This is a genomic window from Methylocella sp. (genome assembly GCF_041905455.1).
Classification (GTDB): domain Bacteria; phylum Pseudomonadota; class Alphaproteobacteria; order Rhizobiales; family Beijerinckiaceae; genus Methylocapsa.
Genome location: NZ_JAYRLA010000020.1, coordinates 23,712 through 40,560, shown reverse-complemented (window position 1 = coordinate 40,560; position 16,849 = coordinate 23,712). Strand labels below are relative to the sequence as shown.

Annotated in this window: 23 protein-coding genes and 1 tRNA gene; 17 read left to right on the top strand and 7 right to left on the bottom strand. The window is 67.6% G+C overall.

What is annotated here, in order from left to right:
- Positions 1–685 precede the first annotated feature (685 nt).
- From ACE3OG_RS14430 to ACE3OG_RS14410, 5 genes are all read left to right on the top strand, one after another.
- Positions 686–928 (top strand): hypothetical protein, encoded by a 243-nt coding sequence (locus ACE3OG_RS14430; protein WP_374309850.1) that lies wholly within the window; start codon positions 686–688, stop codon positions 926–928.
- Between the two features lie 297 nt (positions 929–1,225).
- On the top strand, positions 1,226–1,441 hold the full coding sequence (locus ACE3OG_RS14425) for a hypothetical protein (protein ID WP_374309848.1): 216 nt from the start codon (positions 1,226–1,228) through the stop codon (positions 1,439–1,441).
- Positions 1,438–1,818, top strand: a complete 381-nt coding sequence (locus ACE3OG_RS14420; protein ID WP_374309847.1) for a hypothetical protein — start codon at positions 1,438–1,440, stop codon at positions 1,816–1,818. Before ACE3OG_RS14425 ends, ACE3OG_RS14420 begins: the two co-directional genes overlap by 4 nt.
- Positions 1,818–2,264, top strand: coding sequence for a hypothetical protein (locus ACE3OG_RS14415; RefSeq protein ID WP_374309845.1), 447 nt, complete (start codon positions 1,818–1,820; stop codon positions 2,262–2,264). The genes ACE3OG_RS14420 and ACE3OG_RS14415 overlap by 1 nt, the downstream gene beginning before the upstream one ends.
- The gene (locus tag ACE3OG_RS14410; RefSeq protein ID WP_374309843.1) at positions 2,264–4,366 is read left to right on the top strand and encodes a hypothetical protein; all 2,103 of its coding nucleotides are present in this window, start codon (positions 2,264–2,266) and stop codon (positions 4,364–4,366) included. The genes ACE3OG_RS14415 and ACE3OG_RS14410 overlap by 1 nt, the downstream gene beginning before the upstream one ends.
- Before the next feature lie 17 nt (positions 4,367–4,383).
- Here ACE3OG_RS14410 and ACE3OG_RS14405 read toward each other — a convergent pair whose 3' ends face one another.
- Both ACE3OG_RS14405 and ACE3OG_RS14400 read right to left on the bottom strand, forming a co-directional pair.
- Positions 4,384–4,629, bottom strand: a complete 246-nt coding sequence (locus ACE3OG_RS14405; protein ID WP_374309841.1) for a hypothetical protein — start codon at positions 4,627–4,629, stop codon at positions 4,384–4,386.
- Between the two features lie 49 nt (positions 4,630–4,678).
- Positions 4,679–4,801: a hypothetical protein gene (locus tag ACE3OG_RS14400; protein WP_374309840.1), complete on the bottom strand. Its 123-nt coding sequence runs from the start codon at positions 4,799–4,801 to the stop codon at positions 4,679–4,681.
- A 225-nt stretch (positions 4,802–5,026) separates the two neighbouring features.
- Between ACE3OG_RS14400 and ACE3OG_RS14395 the strand changes: the two genes are divergently transcribed.
- The 6 genes from ACE3OG_RS14395 (at position 5,027) to ACE3OG_RS14370 (ending at position 6,974) form a co-directional block, all read left to right on the top strand.
- Positions 5,027–5,296: a hypothetical protein gene (locus tag ACE3OG_RS14395; RefSeq protein ID WP_374309838.1), complete on the top strand. Its 270-nt coding sequence runs from the start codon at positions 5,027–5,029 to the stop codon at positions 5,294–5,296.
- On the top strand, positions 5,289–5,486 hold the full coding sequence (locus ACE3OG_RS14390; protein ID WP_374309836.1) for a hypothetical protein: 198 nt from the start codon (positions 5,289–5,291) through the stop codon (positions 5,484–5,486). Before ACE3OG_RS14395 ends, ACE3OG_RS14390 begins: the two co-directional genes overlap by 8 nt.
- A gap of 28 nt (positions 5,487–5,514) precedes the next feature.
- A complete protein-coding gene (locus tag ACE3OG_RS14385; protein ID WP_374309834.1) occupies positions 5,515–6,027 on the top strand; it encodes a hypothetical protein in 513 nt (170 codons plus the stop codon).
- 86 nt (positions 6,028–6,113) lie between these two features.
- On the top strand, positions 6,114–6,353 hold the full coding sequence (locus ACE3OG_RS14380) for a DNA-binding protein (protein WP_374309832.1): 240 nt from the start codon (positions 6,114–6,116) through the stop codon (positions 6,351–6,353).
- A gap of 1 nt (position 6,354) precedes the next feature.
- On the top strand, positions 6,355–6,555 hold the full coding sequence (locus tag ACE3OG_RS14375) for a hypothetical protein (RefSeq protein ID WP_374309830.1): 201 nt from the start codon (positions 6,355–6,357) through the stop codon (positions 6,553–6,555).
- Positions 6,552–6,974 carry a single-stranded DNA-binding protein gene (locus ACE3OG_RS14370; protein ID WP_374309829.1) on the top strand — a complete coding sequence of 141 codons (423 nt, stop codon included), beginning with the start codon at positions 6,552–6,554 and terminating at the stop codon, positions 6,972–6,974. Before ACE3OG_RS14375 ends, ACE3OG_RS14370 begins: the two co-directional genes overlap by 4 nt.
- 219 nt (positions 6,975–7,193) lie before the next feature.
- Here the strand turns inward: ACE3OG_RS14370 and ACE3OG_RS14365 are convergent, their stop codons facing one another.
- Positions 7,194–7,580 carry a hypothetical protein gene (locus ACE3OG_RS14365; protein WP_374309827.1) on the bottom strand — a complete coding sequence of 129 codons (387 nt, stop codon included), beginning with the start codon at positions 7,578–7,580 and terminating at the stop codon, positions 7,194–7,196.
- Here ACE3OG_RS14365 and ACE3OG_RS14360 point away from each other — a divergent pair.
- Positions 7,570–7,941: a hypothetical protein gene (locus ACE3OG_RS14360; protein WP_374309825.1), complete on the top strand. Its 372-nt coding sequence runs from the start codon at positions 7,570–7,572 to the stop codon at positions 7,939–7,941. The two genes, ACE3OG_RS14365 and ACE3OG_RS14360, sit on opposite strands and share 11 nt — an antisense overlap.
- 71 nt (positions 7,942–8,012) lie before the next feature.
- Here ACE3OG_RS14360 and ACE3OG_RS14355 read toward each other — a convergent pair.
- The 4 genes from ACE3OG_RS14355 to ACE3OG_RS14340 all read right to left on the bottom strand — a co-directional run bounded on the left by ACE3OG_RS14355 (position 8,013) and on the right by ACE3OG_RS14340 (position 12,069).
- Positions 8,013–8,088: transfer RNA gene (locus ACE3OG_RS14355), tRNA-Lys, on the bottom strand.
- A 152-nt stretch (positions 8,089–8,240) separates the two neighbouring features.
- Positions 8,241–9,815 carry a 2-isopropylmalate synthase gene (locus tag ACE3OG_RS14350; RefSeq protein ID WP_374309823.1) on the bottom strand — a complete coding sequence of 525 codons (1,575 nt, stop codon included), beginning with the start codon at positions 9,813–9,815 and terminating at the stop codon, positions 8,241–8,243.
- Between the two features lie 269 nt (positions 9,816–10,084).
- Positions 10,085–11,050: a bifunctional riboflavin kinase/FAD synthetase gene (locus tag ACE3OG_RS14345; RefSeq protein ID WP_374309821.1), complete on the bottom strand. Its 966-nt coding sequence runs from the start codon at positions 11,048–11,050 to the stop codon at positions 10,085–10,087.
- A 131-nt stretch (positions 11,051–11,181) separates the two neighbouring features.
- On the bottom strand, positions 11,182–12,069 hold the full coding sequence (locus tag ACE3OG_RS14340) for a TIGR01459 family HAD-type hydrolase (protein WP_374309819.1): 888 nt from the start codon (positions 12,067–12,069) through the stop codon (positions 11,182–11,184).
- 159 nt (positions 12,070–12,228) lie between these two features.
- Between ACE3OG_RS14340 and ACE3OG_RS14335 the strand changes: the two genes are divergently transcribed.
- The 5 genes from ACE3OG_RS14335 to rpsA all read left to right on the top strand — a co-directional run bounded on the left by ACE3OG_RS14335 (position 12,229) and on the right by rpsA (position 16,843).
- Positions 12,229–13,047, top strand: a complete 819-nt coding sequence (locus ACE3OG_RS14335; protein ID WP_374309817.1) for a hypothetical protein — start codon at positions 12,229–12,231, stop codon at positions 13,045–13,047.
- Positions 13,032–13,658, top strand: a complete 627-nt coding sequence (mobA, locus tag ACE3OG_RS14330; protein WP_374309815.1) for a molybdenum cofactor guanylyltransferase MobA — start codon at positions 13,032–13,034, stop codon at positions 13,656–13,658. Before ACE3OG_RS14335 ends, mobA begins: the two co-directional genes overlap by 16 nt.
- A 63-nt stretch (positions 13,659–13,721) precedes the next feature.
- Positions 13,722–14,048 (top strand): rhodanese-like domain-containing protein, encoded by a 327-nt coding sequence (locus tag ACE3OG_RS14325; protein ID WP_374309813.1) that lies wholly within the window; start codon positions 13,722–13,724, stop codon positions 14,046–14,048.
- Positions 14,049–14,467: 419 nt separating this feature from the next.
- A complete protein-coding gene (locus ACE3OG_RS14320) occupies positions 14,468–14,830 on the top strand; it encodes a septal ring lytic transglycosylase RlpA family protein (protein ID WP_374309811.1) in 363 nt (120 codons plus the stop codon).
- A 270-nt stretch (positions 14,831–15,100) separates the two neighbouring features.
- Positions 15,101–16,843 carry a 30S ribosomal protein S1 gene (rpsA, locus tag ACE3OG_RS14315; RefSeq protein WP_374309810.1) on the top strand — a complete coding sequence of 581 codons (1,743 nt, stop codon included), beginning with the start codon at positions 15,101–15,103 and terminating at the stop codon, positions 16,841–16,843.
- Positions 16,844–16,849: the final 6 nt, after the last annotated feature.

Below are 16,849 nucleotides of genomic sequence, written 5' to 3'. Positions count from 1 at the left end.
GTAATTGCTAAAGAAATGCTAAAGGGAATTCGTTCCTGACCTCTTTCTGCATAGATCGGCAGGGAATAGCTCAAAACGAAAACACTAATGAAAAGAATATGATAGCGTGACCTTTAAGGTCTCTTTAGGTTTGGCGGTTTTAGAGGTGTGTGTAAGGGTATATGAAATGGGCCGTAAGGCCCACAAGAAAAAAGCCTAACACACTCCTATTTTTCTCTATTCTAAGTATAGTATAAAGAATTTATAAATATATAGGGGTAACCCATTGAAAAAACAGCGATTGCCGCGCTGGAACGTACCGCGCCCAAAGTGCGAAATCGCACAAAATCGCACTGCACCATCGAAATGCACATACTTTGTTCTCGTTAAGTTCCACCGTCAATGTAACCACCATGTAACCATCGCCCCAAATTGCCTTATTTGGTGCCAAATCCACATGATTTCGCCACAATTCATGCTGCGTCGCCGAAGGCGCGCGGAAGCGCCCGCCGCGGGCAGCCCGCGGCGGGTTTGTTGTGGTGTGGTGTGGTGTGGTGTTGCTTTTATAACAGCACTACAGGCGCGCGAAAGCGCCCGGCACGGTCTCCCATGCCGGGTTGAGCGGTCAGGCGAATTTGGCGCGAAAGTTGGCGGCGCAGGGCGCGGGATTGAAACCCGGCCCTTTGGTCGCCTTGGCGGTCTTGCGGTGAAGCTCGCCAACGCCGCGCGCCTTGCCGGGCTTGACCTTGGTCGCCAGCGCGGCGACGGCTTCAGCGCCGCCGAACTCGGCGAGCGCCTTCTCAATGCCGGCGCGACGCTCGCGCTCAAGCATGTATTCGCGATCGCGGCGAAGCTGATGAACGCTCCGGCGAACGTCCGACACCGTGAGCGGCGTATGCCCGCTCTCGCCGCCGCGAACCTTGTCGCGAGCGGCGCGGGCGAGCGATGAAGCAAAGCCCATCGTTTTTCTCCGAATTGCATACGCTAGGCGGCGCAACCTTTGACGGTTGCGCGGCGCAGCGAACGCGGGGCTTATTCATGCCGGTTTACTCGCCGGGCTGTTCGCCCGGTCCGCCTAGCGGCACTATTCGCCCTGCCCACGGCGACGCGTAGAGGCGTCGCGCCCGTCCCGCTCCTCGCGAGGTCATCCTCATAGGTCCGCGTCATCTCCCAGCGAGCGTGCTCCAGCTTTGCTAGAGCCGGCACAAGCGCAGGGCTGCCGTCGGACCGTAGACGGGGGCAGACGATGGCGACGCCTGTTCCCGTCTATCCCGGTCAGGCGCTGTCGGGGGCCGGCATTCCGGCGGGAGCGATCGTGCTTTCCGTCACGCCCGGCGGCCAATCCGGCGTTCTCGTCAACAGCCCCGATCAATCCGGCGCGAATTATCCGGCTTCGATCACCATGAGCGCGCCGGCGACCGCTGATGGATCGGGCGTCACGATCACCGCGGCGTCAGCATGAGCGACGATCCGGTCAAGGCCGCGCTCGACGCGGGGCTCACCTTGCCGCCGCCGGGCTGGTCGGCGCGGGCGAAAGCGGAATGGCCGAACCTGCCCGAGTGCCTGCGCGCGGACATTGCCCGGCGCGAGATCGAGATGGACGCCGGGATGCGACGCTATGCCGGGCTCGGCAAATATGTCGAGAAGGCCGAGCGCAACGGCACGACCCTCGGCGTCGAGCTCGCCGGCATGCGGCAGCTTGAAAAGATCATCCGGCGTCTTCTGGAGGATCCCGTAGGCGGCCTGAATTTGCTCTGCTGGCGCTATGGCTATGATCCGGAGGAGGTCGCGAACGAGTTTCTGCGCCGCTCCGGCGAACCGGACAAGGAGGACGCCTGATGTCGCTGCCTCCGCCCGCCTATGTCGCCGCCTTTCGCTCGGCGCCGGCGTGCGCGCCGGAGGCGCTCAGGCGCGAGAGCGTCGAGAGGATCGCCAAGCTTCTGCCGCGGCTCGCGGTCGAGAACGATCAGGAGCTTTTGCAGGCGGCGCGGCGCATCGCGCGTGAACTCGAGGCGAGCCAGATCGAGCAGCGCAACATCGCCGTCGGCAACGCCATCCGGGAGGCGACGGCGCAGGCGATCGCCTCGGGCCAGAAAATCAACCCCGTGCAGGTGCAGAAGATCATCACCGATTACGATGGCGCGCACCACATCTCGGACCCGGTGACGGGGCAGGATTTGACCCAGAGCTATGTTCTGCCCGAGTTCCAGGGCGGCGCGAACATGCCGATGGCGGCCGGGCATGAGCAGATCATCAACGGCATCAAGGTGCGGAGGGTCAAATAATGCCGACCTTCCACATGACCATGCCCGGCGGCGAGGAATATGAGGTCGACGCGCCGGACGAGACTGCGGCGATCGGCGCGCTCTCTCAGATGCACGCCCAGCCCGCTCCAGCCGCGCCGGCCGCCGATCATGGCGGCGTCATGGGGATGCTGGAAAGCGGCGCGCGGGCGCTGAATATGGGATTGCCGTTCTCCGACCGGCTCGTCGCCGCCGAGAAGACATGGCTTCCGGGCCTCAACAACGGCCAGAGCTATGATGCCAATCTGGCGGCCGAGCGCGCGGCGCGCGCGCAGCTGACGCGCGAGCACCCGATTGTCGCGGGGGCGGGGGCGGCGCTCGGCGGCCTCGCGGTTCCCTTCGGCGCGGCCAGAGTCGCCGCGCAGGCGGCGTCGCTGGGCGCCAAGGCGCTGGCCGCCGCGCTCGGCGGCGCCGGCGTCGGCGCCGCGCAGGGCCTGTCCGACGCGCCCGACTGGAGCGACGCGCGCGGGACGCTCGCCAGCGAGGCGAGAGGAGCCGGATTCGGCTTCGGCCTCGGCGGGGCCATGCCGCTTGTCGCGGCAGGGATCGGCAGGGGCTATTCGGCGCTCGCCGACGCGCTGTCGAGCCGGAACGGGCCGATCTCGAACGCGGCGAACCAGCATCTTCTCGCGGCGCTTCAGGCCGACGGCGCGCAGCAGGTCCAGTCCGAGCTGCGCCGCCTCGGCGGCGACGCGATGCTCGCCGACGCCGGACCGGCGCTGCTCGGCAAGGCGCAGGGCGCGGCGCTCAATTCGGACGAGGGGCGCTCGGTCCTGGCGCGCGCGCTCTCCGAACGCAACGCCGCCGCCAACCAGCGCCTTCAGAGCGACTTCAATCGCGCGCTCGGACCGGCCGAGGACCCCCAGCTCGCCACCAACGCCATCCTCGCGCATCGCGGCGACGTCGACGCGCGGAGCTATCCGCAGGCGCTCGGCGCCGCGCCGCCGGTCGATACGAGCGGCGTGCTGGCGCGTCTCGGGCAGATGATCACGGGTTCCGAGGGAATGGAGCGCCGCGCGCTCACGTCGCTGCGCGACGCCCTGATGGAGAATGGCCCGACGGGCGCGCTCGTCCCCAAGAGCGCGGCGCTCAACCTGCACAAGATCAAGGGCGAGCTCGACAACGTGATCCAGTATGACGCGCCCGGCCTCGGCGTCCCCGCCGGCGCGGTGGCGCGGCAGCAGGGCGCGCTGCGGCAGATGCGCGGTGAGTTGAACGCGGCGCTTGAGGCGCAGGTTCCGGGCTACGCAGCGGCGAACCGCGACAGCGCGGCGCTCGCCCGGCGGGCCGAGGCGGTCGGCGAGGGAACGTCGCTTCTCGACAGCGGCAAGACGGCGATGACGCCGGAGGCGCTCAACCTGCGCTATGGCGCGATGGAGCCGGGCGAACGCGCGGCGCTGGCGAAGGGAGCGCGCGGCGAGATCGAGCGCCTGCTCGACACGCGGGCGAACGATCTCGTCGCCGGCAGGAACATCATCAAGGGCGAGGGCGACTGGAACCGGGCGCGGCTCGGGACGGTGTTCGGCCTCAATCGCACGGGCGAAGTCATCGACGCGGTGGACCGCGAGGCGAAGTTCCGCGACACCTTCAACAAGGTGGTCGAGAATTCGCAGACAGCCCAGCGGCAGGCGGCGATGCGGGCGATGAAGCCGGACCCGTCGAGCGAGACGCCGTTCTTCAATCCCAACTCTACGCTCACCGGCATGGCCTCGACGCTCCTTGTCAAGAAGCCGGTGCAGGCTCTCTACAATGCCGTCGTCAGGCAGGATCCGACGCAGAGCTATGGGGAGATCGCCCGTATCCTGGCGGCGCGGGGAGGGCAACGGGACCGCTATGTGTCAGCGCTCGCGGACGCTCTCGCTCGCCAGCAAGAAAACCGGTCCGCGGGACGGCGGTTCGGAAACAGCGTCGGGCTCGCCGCGGCCTTGGCGGCGAGCGGGGCGGAAAGGATCGCCTCCAACAAGGAGCGAAGCGACCGCGCTCCGGCTCTTGATCCGCGCCCCGACGCGCCGCCGCCCGATCCCGCCGACCTTACGGCGCTGGCTGCGTCGCTGTCGGCGCGGAGGTATGATCGGAGGAGGTAGGGGCGCGCAGGCGGCGCTCAGAACCAGTGGAAGCCCTTCGCCATCAGGCCGGCGAGGCCGAGAGCGACGGCGATAAGCGCCCCAAACAGAAGACGAAAGTTCTTCTCGTCCTGGCTCCGAAGGCCGGCTATGTCGCCCCTGATTTCGCGCACGTCCTTGCGCACCTCGGCGATGTCGTCGCGGATGTGCTGAACACTGTTTTCGAGAACGGCGACGCGCGCTTCCATGCCGTCAAATGTGCCGCCGCCGCCGCCCGATTTCAAGGCGGCCGTCGCCTGCGTGTCTGCGTCGTCGATCATAGCTGCAAGCCTATCACGGTTTCCCCTCCGGCGCGTCCTTCCTCAGCCTCACCCCCTGGCCGCCGCCGTTCTCGGCGATGAACTCGACGCCCGCCGCCTCGAGGGCGGAGCGGACGGCCGAAACGTTGTTTGGCATTCCCGTGGCCGGCCCCGCGGCAGCCTCCATGCGCCGAAGCGTTTGGATTGAAATGCTCGAAAGCGCAGCGACGCTAGCTTGATCCATGCCGAGCAAGGCTCGCGCGGCGGAAAGCTGCCTTCCGGTCACATGAGATATTTTACTCAATTTAAGATATTTCTCTTGACCGAAAGGGATTGAGATATTTATCTCATACCGTCTGTTTCCGATCAAGGGAAGATAACCATGCCGAACGTCACCGTTCCGGCGGCCGCTACCGGCTTGCCTGACATTGACACCATTAGAGACTTGGCCAGCGACACCGACGATCTGGTCGTGTGCCTTGAAGTAATCGAGATGATCTTCACCGGACACATGCCAGAGCTTAAGCGACGCGGCTGCCACATCACGCGGTCTCTCTCCGTCCTCAAAATCGCGCGCATCGCGGCGAGCAAGATCGCAAATCGCGCTGATCGCGCTCACCTCGCTATGCTGGAGGCGACTGACCATGGCTGAGAACAAAACCGCCGCCTCCCGCCGCCGCTTCTTGCGCACCGGAGGTCTCGCCGCGCTGTTCGGTTTCGCCTCCGCTGCGACGGTCACCCACGCGGCGCAGCACGGCGCGTCCGTCTCTCCTGCGCTCGCCGACCTGATCGAAAAGCACCGGGCGGCCGCGCTGGCGATCGGCGCCGGCGCAGCATGTTAACGTTCGCGACTGGCCCGGAGGATCGACGATGGCCTCAGACAACGAAAAGCGCGCGATTGCATGGCTTCGCGATGAGAACCAGATCCAACGCGTCACGCGAGAAGAGCGAAGCGGCAAGAAGTCCGTCGAGGAAAACGACGTCTCCGGCGGGCTGCAAGCCCTGCTGGGCATTCTTCGAGGCAACGCGCCCTTAACCCCCGACCTGAGGCAGGCGCTTGCTTTCGCGCTCGATCCGCAAGGCTCGTCTCTGTTGCAGTTGAAAAAGCGGTTGAGACGACGCCCAGGCCGGCCGGAGAAGCACGACACGACCAAGGGCGCGGTGAAGGCGGCAATCGAGGAAATCTACATTCCTAAGCTCGTCGCCGAAACCAAGAAAAGCATCAGGCCTCGCATAAGGGCGGCCGGCGTCGATCAGGCGAGGGAAGATATTCAAGCGCAGGCCGTCAAAAAAGTTGGCGAGATGGAGGGGATGGCGAAAACGAAAGTTACGGGACTAATGCGGAAAAACCGTCTTAAGCTCATGAAAAATAATAAGAAATAATTCCCGTAGTTTTGCGGACGCGGCTTTAGACGCGCTGTGATTTATGGGCATAATCCAAAGCCATCCAATTCAATCCGGGTGGCAGCATGGCTAATTTGGAAGAGGCGCGGCAATTCCTCAACAGGAGGGACGCCGGCGAATATCTGACGCAGAAGTTCGGCTTCGGCTCGTACAACACCTTGATGAAGCTCGCCGTCATCGGCGGCGGCCCGCCGTTCGCGAGGGCCGGCGCGCGCGTCACGCTCTACAGGCCGGAAGACCTCGACAGCTGGGCTTTGTCGAGGATCAGCCCGGCGCGGGCGTCGACCTCGGAGGCTACGGAATAACATGACCCACAAAGCAGCGAAGCCGGCCGCGTGTGGCGCGCGGACCGGCTCCGGGATTGTTCTGCTCGGCAGCTGGAACAGCCCGGAAAATAGCCTCAACCGCCTCGAACTGCAAGCGGGCTTTCTCGCCCGCCGCTACGCCCTGCCGCTCAGCCGCGCCAAGCTTGTCGCCGAGTTGGCCTTTGACGGTAGGCGCGCATGAGCGCCTCGGTGTTGGTCAAGGGCACGTTGTTTCGCGCCCCCGAGAGCCGCATTTCCAAGGCGGGCAACGCCTTTGTGATGGCGACGCTGAAGGAGCGCGCCGGAACGGAGTTTCGCTTCTGGAAAATCTTCGCCTTTGGCGAGACGGCCTGCGCCGAGCTCGAGCGACTGGGCGACGGCGACGCCCTCAGCGTTCAAGGCGGTTTCGAGGCGAAGATCTACGAGAAGGACGGCAAGGCGAGCGTCTCACTGTCGGTCACGGCCGACCATGTGCTCGCCTTGCACCAGCCGCCGAAGAAGCGCGAGCCGAAGGTCCCGCGTGATCGCGGCTCCGGTCGCCCGCCGAAGGATTACGACCCGTCCTCGAGCTGGCAGGCGCCGACCGGACCGTCCGGCCCCGACGACGAAATTCCGTTTTAGGAGGCGCGCATGGACAACAGAGTAGCTGCGCGTCTCCTTGGCGGCGAACCGCTCGGCCGGCATGACGTGTTGTGTCCCGGCCCGCAGCATGGGCCCGCCGATCGGAGCCTGCATGTCACCTTGACGGGCGACGGCTCCTTCAGGACGCATTCCTATTGCGGCGATCCCTGGCAGGACTGCAAGGATCACGTCCGCGTGCGCCTTCGCCTCTCGCGCGACCTACAGGCGCGGTCGCGCCCCGTAGATCGGGCGCCACGCTCGGCGGGGCCCGATCCCGACGACGCCGAGCGCACCAAACGCGCGCTCGAACTCTGGAACGCGGCTCGCGACCCGCGTGGAACCATCGTCGAGCGCTACCTCGCGTCGCGCAAGCTCGTCCTGCCGGCCGGCGCCGACGAATGGGTGCGCTTCCATCCGGCCTGCCCGTGGCGCGACGGCGGCGAAACCCTGCGCGTCCCGGCGGCGGTCCTGCTGTTTCGCGACGTCGAGACCAACGCGCCGCGCGCCGTTCACCGCGTCCGCCTCACGCCGAGCGGCGAGAAGGTCGGGCGCATGATGCTTGGGCCAGCCGAAGCGCCCTGGCCGCAAGCGCGGCGTGCCGAACAAGCTGACCCGGCCGATGAAGGAGCTCGCCGCCAGGCACGGCGCGGAGGCGGTGAACAAGCTCGTCTGGCTGATGCGCCGCGGCGCCGACGAGCGCACCCAGCTGGCGGCGGCGCGCGAGCTGCTGGACCGCGGCTTCGGCAAGCCGGCGCAGGCGATCGGCGCGCATATCGGCGGCGGCCCGGTCCTGGTGCGATTCGAGACGACCTATGAGGCCGCGCCGGCCGAGCTGAAGGACGTGACGCCCTCTAGGGCCGCCCCGCTGCTCGAAGGCGTCGACGTGCTCGCGATCGACACGGGCGTGCCGCGGGCGGAGGAGACGCCGGATCAGTTCATCTGGCCGCGCCGCGGAGGCGGAATTTGAGCCGCGCGCTTACCGTACGCTTACCGGAGCGGGGAAGCTTACCGGCGACGCGCGCTAAGCCCTTGATTTGATGGTGGGCGCACAAGGGCTCGAACCTTGGACCCGCTGATTAAGAGTCAGCTGCTCTACCAACTGAGCTATGCGCCCATCAAACCCCGCGCGGAAGGTCGGGCCATCCGCTTCGGAGGCGTTCGTTTAGCAAACCGGCTTCATGCTGTCCAGAGCCAAAGCCGGTCCGCGCCACTGTTTTGCGTCTTCGCCAACGTCTTGTTTTCATAAGTCTTGCCGAGCGTGTCCGCTCAGCTCGCGAGGGCGTCGTGGCCTTTCGCGCGCCGCATCGTCAGCTTGTTGAGCGAGGCCACATAGGCCTTGGCCGAGGCGACGAGCGTGTCGGGATCGGCGCCCTTGGCCGTGACCGTCTTGCCGTCCTCCGACAGACGCACCGAAACTTCCGCCTGCGCGTCGGTGCCTTTGGTGACGGCGTGGACCTGATAGAGCTCCAGCGTCGCGCCATGCGGCACGAGAGCCTGGATGGCGTTGAAGATGGCGTCGACCGGACCGTTGCCGGTCGCCTGGTGCGTGTTCTCCTCGCCGTCGATGGCGAGCGTCAGCACCGCCGACTGAGGCCCCCTGGTGCCGGCGAAGACAGTGAGGTCGACGAGCTTGATGCGGTCATGGGCGTGGACGATCTCGTCGTCGACGAGGGCGATCAGGTCTTCGTCGTAGACCACCTTCTTGCGGTCGGCGAGATTCTTGAACCGCGCGAAGGCGTCGGCCAGCGCATTGTCGGCGAGCTCGTAGCCGAGCTCGCGCAGCTTGTCCTTGAAGGCGTGGCGGCCGGAATGCTTGCCCATCACCAGCGAGGTCTTGGTGACGCCGACGCTCGCCGGCGTCATGATCTCGTAAGTCTGCGCGTTCTTCAGCACGCCGTCCTGATGGATGCCGCTCTCATGGGCGAAGGCGTTGCGGCCGACGATCGCCTTGTTCGACTGCACCGGAGAGGAGGCCACCGCCGCCACCAGCTTCGAGGCGCGGTTCAGATAGGTCGCGTCGATCCCGGTGCGGAAGGGCAGGGAGTCGCCGCGCGTCCTCATCGCCATCACCACTTCCTCGAGCGGCGCGTTGCCGGCGCGCTCGCCGAGGCCGTTGATGGTGCATTCGACCTGGCGCGCGCCGCCGGCGACGCCGGCCAGCGAATTGGCGACCGCAAGGCCGAGATCGTCGTGGCAATGCACCGAGAAGACGACCTTGTCTGCTCCCGACACGCGTTCGCGCACCTGTCGGAACATCGCCTCATATTCGTGCGGCAGGGCGTAGCCGACCGTGTCGGGCAGGTTGATCGTCGTCGCGCCGGCGCGGATCGCCGCCTCGACGCAGCGGCAGAGATAGTCGATCGGCGTGCGGGTCGCGTCCATCGCCGACCATTCGACGTCGTCGACGAGGTTGCGCGCCTGCGTCACCGTGCGGGCGATGATCTCGAGGACCTGATCCTCGCTCTTGTTCATCTGGTGGCGCAGATGGATCGGGGAGGTGGAGACGAAGGTGTGGATGCGCGGGCGCCGCGCCTTGCGCACCGCCTCGCCGCAGCGGGCGATGTCGGCCTCGATGGCCCGCGCGAGGCCGGCGACGCCGGCGTTGCGGGCGCGTTCGGCGATCGCCGCGACGGCCTCGAAATCGCCCTCCGAGGCGATCGGAAAGCCGGCCTCGATGATGTCGACGCCCATCTGGTCGAGGATTTCAGCGACCTGCAGCTTGTCTTCGAGATGCATGGTCGCGCCGGGCGACTGCTCTCCGTCGCGCAGGGTGGTGTCGAAGATGACGACGGATTCGGAATTGGAGCGCGCGTCGTCGCGCGGGGCGGCGGATTCGGTCATGACGTTTCGGTTCCGGAAGAATTAAAGAGCGGCTTCTGTGCGGCGGCGCGTCCCCTGAGCGCCCAGGCGAAACGCCCGGCCGGCCCTCAGGGGCGGATAAGCAGAAGCGTCTCGGCGTCGAGCCAAGCTCCGCCCGTCGCGCCCGGAAGGGCCGCGCAGCCAACATGCTGAATGGCGGACTCGAACGTCACATGCGGCTCGACAATATAAACCGATCGAAAATTAAGCGAACGACGCGGCGAAGACAAGGCTTTTCGCGTCCCAACGCCTCACGCCTCGCCGCGCAAGAGCCTGCGCGCCGCCTGCGCGTCCTCGGCGATCTGCGCCTTCAGCGCGTCAAGCGAAGGAAACTTGCGCTCCCCGCGCAGCCATTCGACGAAGAACACCTCGACCGCCTCGCCGTAGAGGTCGCCGTCGAAATCGAACACATGGATTTCGAGCAGCGGCGCGCCGTCGCCGACCGTCGGCCGGCGGCCGTAATTGGCGACGCCGTCATGCGTCTTTCCGTCGATCAGGATGCGCACGGCGTAGACGCCCTCGCGTAGCCGGAAGGCCGGACCCGGCGCGAGATTGGCGGTGGGAAAGCCGATCGTGCGCCCGAGCTGCTGTCCTGGCAGGACTTGCGCGGCGATGGAGTAGGGGCGCCCGAGCAGGCGCGCGGCCTGCGCGACGTCGCCCGCCTCGAGCGCCGCGCGCGTCGCGCTGGAGGAGGCCGGCGCATTTCGTCCGCCCTCGACGTTGACGCGCTCGACGACCTCGACGCGAAAGCCCCGCCGCGCGCCCTCCTCGCACAGCGTCTGCGCCCCGCCCGCGCGTTCCGCGCCGAAGCGGAAGTCATAGCCGACGACGACCCCGCCGACGGCGACGCGGCGAACCAGCACGTCCTCGACGAAGGCCTGAGGATCCAGCGCCGCCAGCGCCTCGTTGAATTCGACGACGATCATGCCGTCGACGCCGAGCCGCTCGAACTCGCGCGCCTTCGACTCCATGGAGCCGAGCCGGAAGATCGCGTGGCGCCCGCGAAAGAACTCCGCCGGATGCGGCTCGAAGGTCAGCGCGGCGCAGGGACGCCCGAGCTCGGCCGCGAGCGCCTTCGCGCGGCGGATCACCTCGACATGGCCGCGGTGCACCCCGTCGAAATTGCCGATGGCGACGACCGCTCCTTCGAGCCCTGAAGGCGGGCTTTGCGGATCGAGCGCGAGGACGAAGCTCCTTGCGGGCGCGGAGGCGCTCAAGGGGCGCTCCGCCGGCGCCAACGCGGCTGTCGCTGAACACGCATCATCGTTCCTGCGTTCTCGCCTGCGCCCTCGTGGCGCGCGGCGCCGCGAACCTGCCGCGCCGCCGCGGCGCCGTCAAGCGCGCCGCCTCACCAGGCGAGGGCGGGCGTCGCGGCGCTCGGCCGCAGCCCCGAATCCTCCACGAACTGCCGCAGCGCGGCCTCGTCGAGGGCGGCGTCCTCGTCCTCGCTCAGGTGCAGTTCGGCGCGATGAATGCCCGAGGTGACGAGCAGTCCGTCGAGGCCGTTCTTCGCCGCTCCGGCGATGTCCGTGCGCATGGCGTCGCCGACTGCGAGGACGCGCGAACGCTCGACCGCGCCCCCCCGCGCCTCCGCCCCCAGGGCGAGGGCGCGCTCGTAGATCGGCGCGAAGGGCTTGCCGGCCTGGATCACGCGGCCGCCGATCCGCTCATAGCGCTCGGCGATCGCGCCGGCGCACCAGGACAGCGCGCCGTCGACCTCGACGACGATGTCGGGATTGGCGCAGATGAAGTCGAGGCCGCGCGCGCGGGCGCGCTTCAGCCGCTCGTCGTAGTCCGGCGGCGTCTCGTGGTAGAAGTCGATGAAGCCGGTGCACAGGATGAAGTCGGCCGTCTCGATCGGCGCCTCGCGCGGCCGCTCCCCGCACAGCGCTTCGACCTCGTCGAACAGCCCCGTCTCCTGCGCCGCGCCGATGTGGAACAGGCTCAGGCCGCGCCGCTCCATGAGCAGCGCCACGGTGACGTCGCCCGACGAGACGACGGCGTCGTAGGCCGCGCGCGGGACGCGCAGATAGTCGAGCTGGCCGCGCACGATGCGGCTCGGCGCGGGGGAGTTGGTGATGAGGACGACCGTTCCGCCGCCGGCCCTGAAGCGCGACAGGGCGTCGGCGGCCTCGACGTAGGCGCGTGCGCCGTTGTGCACGACGCCCCAGACGTCTGAGAGGATCAGGTCGTAGCGGGGCGCAATTTCGCGCAGGCCCTGCAGAAGATGAGGCACGCTCGCTCCAGACGTGAGGGAGAAGGGCTCACGCGTCCCGCGCGCCGCCCCGTTCACCATGTCGGGACCGGGATGGGAAATGCAACCCCGGCGCCGTGGCGACTTATACAAACGCGTGATGACATATCTCAATTATCGCGCCAAGCGGGATGGCGCCGCGTGCGCGAGTCTCCGGAAACAAAAACCGCTTTTCGCGCGCGCCTCTGCGCGGCGACGCTCGGCGCGCTGTCGGCGCTGACGGCGACCGGCGCCCGCTGCGGCGCCTGGCTCATGCCGCCGGGCGAGGGCCAGCTCATCGCCGGGGCGGCGTTCTCGGGCTCGACGCGCGCCTTCGACAGCCGCGGCCGGCTCGTGCCGGTGCCCGACTATCAGAAATTCGAGCTCGGCGCCTATCTCGAATATGGATTGACGGATCGGGTGACGCTCGTCGCCGCTCCGGCCTACGACCGCGTCCGCCAGCCGGCGCCGCTGCCTTCGACGAGCGGCCTCGGCGAGAGCGGGGCCGGCGCGCGCTTCGGGATCTTCGAGGCGAACGGCTTCGTCGCCTCCGCGCAGGCGACGCTCCTGACCTCGGGCCTTTCCTTCAACGGCGCGCTCGCCTCGCCGCGGCGCGCCGCCTCGCTCGACCTGCGCGGTCTCGCCGGCTATGGATTCGCGCTCGGCGCCATGCCGGCCTTCGTCGGCGCAGAGGCCGGCTACCGCTTCTACGCACAGGGTCAGCCGGGCGGCTGGCGTTTCGATTTCGCCCTCGGCGTCCGCCCGGTCGAAAAGCTTCTGGTCCTCATGCAGGGATTTGGCGAATTGCAGACCGAAGGCTCCGCGAGCTTTCCGAGCTCGGCCTGGGAGAAGCTCCAGCTCAGCCTCGTCTATGAATTCGCCGCGCGCTGGTCCGTGCAGCTCGGCGGGTTCTTCACCGTCGCCGGCCGCAACGCCGGCCGCGAGCTCGGGCCGGTCGCCGCCCTATGGTGGAGATTTTGAGCGCGCCGGTCGGCGTCGTGCTCGCGGGCGGCCTCGCGAGCCGCCTCGGCGGCGGCGACAAGGCGCTGCAGGAGATCGGCGGGACCTCGATCCTCTCCCGCGTGATCGAGGCCCTTTCGCCGCAGTGCGCCGGGACGATCCTCAACGCCAATGGCGATCCGGCGCGCTTCGGGAGCTTCGGCCTGCCCGTCGTCGCCGACGGGCGCGCGGAAAGCCTCGGCCCGCTCGCCGGGATCCTGGCCGGCCTCGACTGGATCGCCGCTGAGCGGCCGGGCGTCGAGGATGCGCTGTTCGCGCCGGGCGACGCGCCTTTCCTGCCCTGCGATCTCGCCGCGCGCCTCGCCGCCGCGCGCCGCGAGGCGGGGGCCGAGATCGCCTGCGCGCGCTCGGGCGGCCGAACCCATCATGTCGTCGCGCTCTGGCCCGTCTCGTCGCGCTCCGATCTGCGCGCGGCGCTTGACGGCGAAGGCCTGCGCGGGGTCGGCGCCTTTCTCGCGCGAAGGCTTTGCGCCTTCGCCGAGTGGCCGGCCGAGCCGCTGGACCCCTTCTTCAACGTCAACGCGCCGGAAGATCTGCGCCGCGCCCGCGAGATCGCCGAAAGGCGCGGCTGACCGCCTTCCGCGATGCAGAAGCGTCATGTAAACAGGGCGGCCCGAATTTCAGGAGACCGCGCCATGGCCGCCCCCGTTGAAAATGTCGACATCGACGACCTGAAGCGCGGCCTCGCCGACGGTTCGATTCTTCTCGTCGACGTGCGCGAGCCCGATGAATACGCCGCCGGCCACATTCCGGGCGCGACGCTCAATCCTCTGCGGAGCTTCGATCCGGCGAGGCTTCCGGCGGCGGCGCCCGGCAAGCGCGTCGTGCTGTCGTGCCGTTCCGGCAAGCGCTCGCTCGCCGCGCTCGATCTCGCGCAAAGGGAAGGCCGGGGCGACGTGACGGCGCATTTTCCCGGCGGCTTCCTCGAATGGGCCCAGAGCGGCGAGACCGTCGAGCGCTGAGCCCGCCGCCGCTCGCGTGAAGCGGCGGCCGTAGATCGCCGCCGGCGGAAGCTTGCCGGGGCGGACGCAAGCGCGACATGACGCCGCGATCCTGATCGGACGCCGGTCCGTCCGGCGACGATCGGCGTTGCGCGCACGCCGCAGGTTCTGGCGTCTCCTGCCGTCGCGCTCGTCGACGTCGAGCCTGCGGCGTCCGGTCGTGGAGACGCAGGGATTCATGTGGCTGGACGCCCCAAAGCGGCGTCGCTCTCCCGCGCAGTCGATCCCCCCGCCTGTTCCAACACGGTCAAGATTGGCCGCGGAGAGGCGAGCTCATCCATCCATATTTTGTCATAATCTCTTATTAATCGCGCCGCTTCCGAAATGTTCGAGGAGGCGTGCAGTTGAGATTTTCTTGGGTCGCCGCAGTTAGCCTTTGCATGATGTCTCCGGCTTCGATCGTCTACGCTGACTCGCTCGCCGGAATCACTGACGTGATCGCCATCAAGGCGTCTTATTATTCATCGGGGAAAATCACCGCCTCGGGCGAGGCTTTCGATCCCGACGGCTTCACCGCCGCGAGCCGCACCATGCCGTTCGGCACGCGCCTCGAAGTGCGCAATCCCGCCACGGGCCGGGTCATCATCGTGCGGATCAACGACCGGGGGCCGTTCGTCAAGGGGCGCGACCTCGATCTCGCGCGCGGCGCGGCGCTGGCGCTCGGCATGATCGAGGCGGGGGTGGTCTCCCTCAAGGTCGCGCGCGCCGACGCTCCGGCGGCCACGAAAATAGCCGAGAAGTAGACAAGAAAGGACGCGGCGGCGCGGTCTTCCCGCGATCGGGCGCGCGACCTGCGCGGCGCTCTCAAGCGCGCTCTTGCCGCTGCGGCGCGACGTTGCTAGATAGGCGGCTTAAACCCGCTTTTCTCCGCCGTTCCGGCGCCGGTCCGCCGCAAGCGGCTCTCCCGGCGCGAAGCACGAGCCTTCGCGTCAGGGAGTTCGGCGGAGGGGAGCATGTTTACCTCTAGCCCCCGGCGCCCCCTGCGCGAGACGCGCAGGCCTTACGGAGACCACATGTCATCAATTTCAACCTACGCGCCGTCGCGCGAGGATTTCGCCGCGCTCCTCGACGAGAGCTACGGCCGTAGCGAAGCCTTCGAGGGCTCGGTCGTCAAGGGGACGGTCGTCGCAATCGAAAAGGACGTCGCCGTCGTCGACCTCGGCCTCAAGACCGAGGGCCGCGTCGCCCTCAAGGAATTCCAGGGGCCGAACCGCGAGGGCGCGCCGCAGGTCGGCGACGTCGTCGAGGTCTATCTCGAGCGCATCGAGAACGCGCTCGGCGAGGCGGTCATCTCGCGCGACAAGGCGCGCCGCGAGGAGAGCTGGGTCAAGCTCGAGAAGGCCTTCGAGAAGCAGGAGAAGGTCGAGGGCGTCATCTTCAACCAGGTCAAGGGCGGCTTCACCGTCGACCTCGACGGCGCCGTGGCCTTCCTGCCGCGCAGCCAGGTGGACATCCGCCCGATCCGCGACGTCACCCCGCTGATGGGCGTGCCGCAGCCGTTCCAGATCCTCAAGATGGACCGCCGCCGCGGCAACATCGTCGTCTCGCGCCGCACCGTGCTTGAAGAGTCGCGCGCCGAGCAGCGCCACGAGATCGTCGCCAATCTCGAAGAGGGGCAGGTGATCGAGGGCATGGTGAAGAACATCACCGACTACGGCGCCTTCGTCGACCTCGGCGGCATCGACGGCCTGCTGCACGTCACCGACATCGCCTGGCGGCGCGTCAACCATCCGACCGAGGTGCTGAGCATCGGCCAGACGGTCCGCGTCAAGATCATCAAGATCAACCACGAGACGCACCGCATCTCGCTCGGCATGAAGCAGCTGCTCGACGATCCGTGGCAGGGCATCGAGGCGAAATATCCGGTCGAGGCCCGCTTCCGCGGCCGCGTGACCAACATCACCGACTACGGCGCCTTCGTCGAGCTCGAGCCCGGCATCGAAGGCCTGATCCACGTCTCGGAGATGTCCTGGACCAAGAAGAACGTCCATCCCGGCAAGATCGTCGCGACGAGCCAGGAGGTCGACGTCCAGGTGCTCGAGGTCGATCCGGTCAAGCGCCGCATCTCGCTCGGCCTCAAGCAGACTCTCGCCAATCCGTGGGAGTCCTTCGCCGAGAAGTACCCGATCGGCTCCGAGGTCGAGGGCGAGGTCAAGAACAAGACCGAGTTCGGCCTGTTCATCGGCCTCGACGGCGACGTCGACGGCATGGTCCACCTCTCCGACCTCGACTGGAAGCGTCCGGGCGAGCAGGCGATCGAGGACTACAAGAAGGGCGACGTCGTCCGCGCCAAGGTGCTCGACGTCGACATCGACAAGGAGCGCATCTCGCTCGGCGTGAAGCAGCTCGACGGCGAGTCGACCAAATCGTCCGAGCCGCGCGCTCCGGGCGAGGCCGGCGACGACCTCAAGAAGGGCGCCGTCGTCACCTGCGAGATCATGGACGTGAAGGACGGCGGCCTCGACGTGCGCGTCGTCGGCACCGACTACACCGCCTTCATCAAGCGCAGCGAGCTCGCGCGCGACCGCGCCGACCAGCGCCCCGAGCGCTTCGCCGTCGGCGAGAAGGTCGACGCCCGCGTCACCCAGTTCGAACGCCGCGCCCGCAAGGTGTCGGTCTCGATCAAGGCGCTCGAGGTCGCCGAGGAGAAGGAGGCGATCGCCCAGTACGGCTCGGCCGACTCCGGCGCCTCGCTCGGCGACATTCTCGGCGCGGCCCTCAAGGCGCGCGAGAAGGGCGGCAAGGCCGAAGACTGACGCATA

Coding starts and splice junctions, on each gene's coding strand:
- ACE3OG_RS14425 (WP_374309848.1), top strand. CDS start 1,226: ATGGCGACGCCTGTTCCCGTCTATCCCGGTCAGGCGCTGTCGGGGGCC.
- rpsA (WP_374309810.1), top strand. CDS start 15,101: ATGTCATCAATTTCAACCTACGCGCCGTCGCGCGAGGATTTCGCCGCG.
- ACE3OG_RS14400 (WP_374309840.1), bottom strand. CDS start 4,801: ATGCCAAACAACGTTTCGGCCGTCCGCTCCGCCCTCGAGGCGGCGGGC.
- ACE3OG_RS14415 (WP_374309845.1), top strand. CDS start 1,818: ATGTCGCTGCCTCCGCCCGCCTATGTCGCCGCCTTTCGCTCGGCGCCG.
- ACE3OG_RS14370 (WP_374309829.1), top strand. CDS start 6,552: ATGAGCGCCTCGGTGTTGGTCAAGGGCACGTTGTTTCGCGCCCCCGAG.
- ACE3OG_RS14385 (WP_374309834.1), top strand. CDS start 5,515: ATGGCCTCAGACAACGAAAAGCGCGCGATTGCATGGCTTCGCGATGAG.
- ACE3OG_RS14350 (WP_374309823.1), bottom strand. CDS start 9,815: ATGACCGAATCCGCCGCCCCGCGCGACGACGCGCGCTCCAATTCCGAA.
- ACE3OG_RS14320 (WP_374309811.1), top strand. CDS start 14,468: ATGATGTCTCCGGCTTCGATCGTCTACGCTGACTCGCTCGCCGGAATC.
- mobA (WP_374309815.1), top strand. CDS start 13,032: ATGGTGGAGATTTTGAGCGCGCCGGTCGGCGTCGTGCTCGCGGGCGGC.
- ACE3OG_RS14420 (WP_374309847.1), top strand. CDS start 1,438: ATGAGCGACGATCCGGTCAAGGCCGCGCTCGACGCGGGGCTCACCTTG.
- ACE3OG_RS14390 (WP_374309836.1), top strand. CDS start 5,289: ATGGCTGAGAACAAAACCGCCGCCTCCCGCCGCCGCTTCTTGCGCACC.
- ACE3OG_RS14395 (WP_374309838.1), top strand. CDS start 5,027: ATGCCGAACGTCACCGTTCCGGCGGCCGCTACCGGCTTGCCTGACATT.
- ACE3OG_RS14325 (WP_374309813.1), top strand. CDS start 13,722: ATGGCCGCCCCCGTTGAAAATGTCGACATCGACGACCTGAAGCGCGGC.
- ACE3OG_RS14380 (WP_374309832.1), top strand. CDS start 6,114: ATGGCTAATTTGGAAGAGGCGCGGCAATTCCTCAACAGGAGGGACGCC.
- ACE3OG_RS14375 (WP_374309830.1), top strand. CDS start 6,355: ATGACCCACAAAGCAGCGAAGCCGGCCGCGTGTGGCGCGCGGACCGGC.
- ACE3OG_RS14410 (WP_374309843.1), top strand. CDS start 2,264: ATGCCGACCTTCCACATGACCATGCCCGGCGGCGAGGAATATGAGGTC.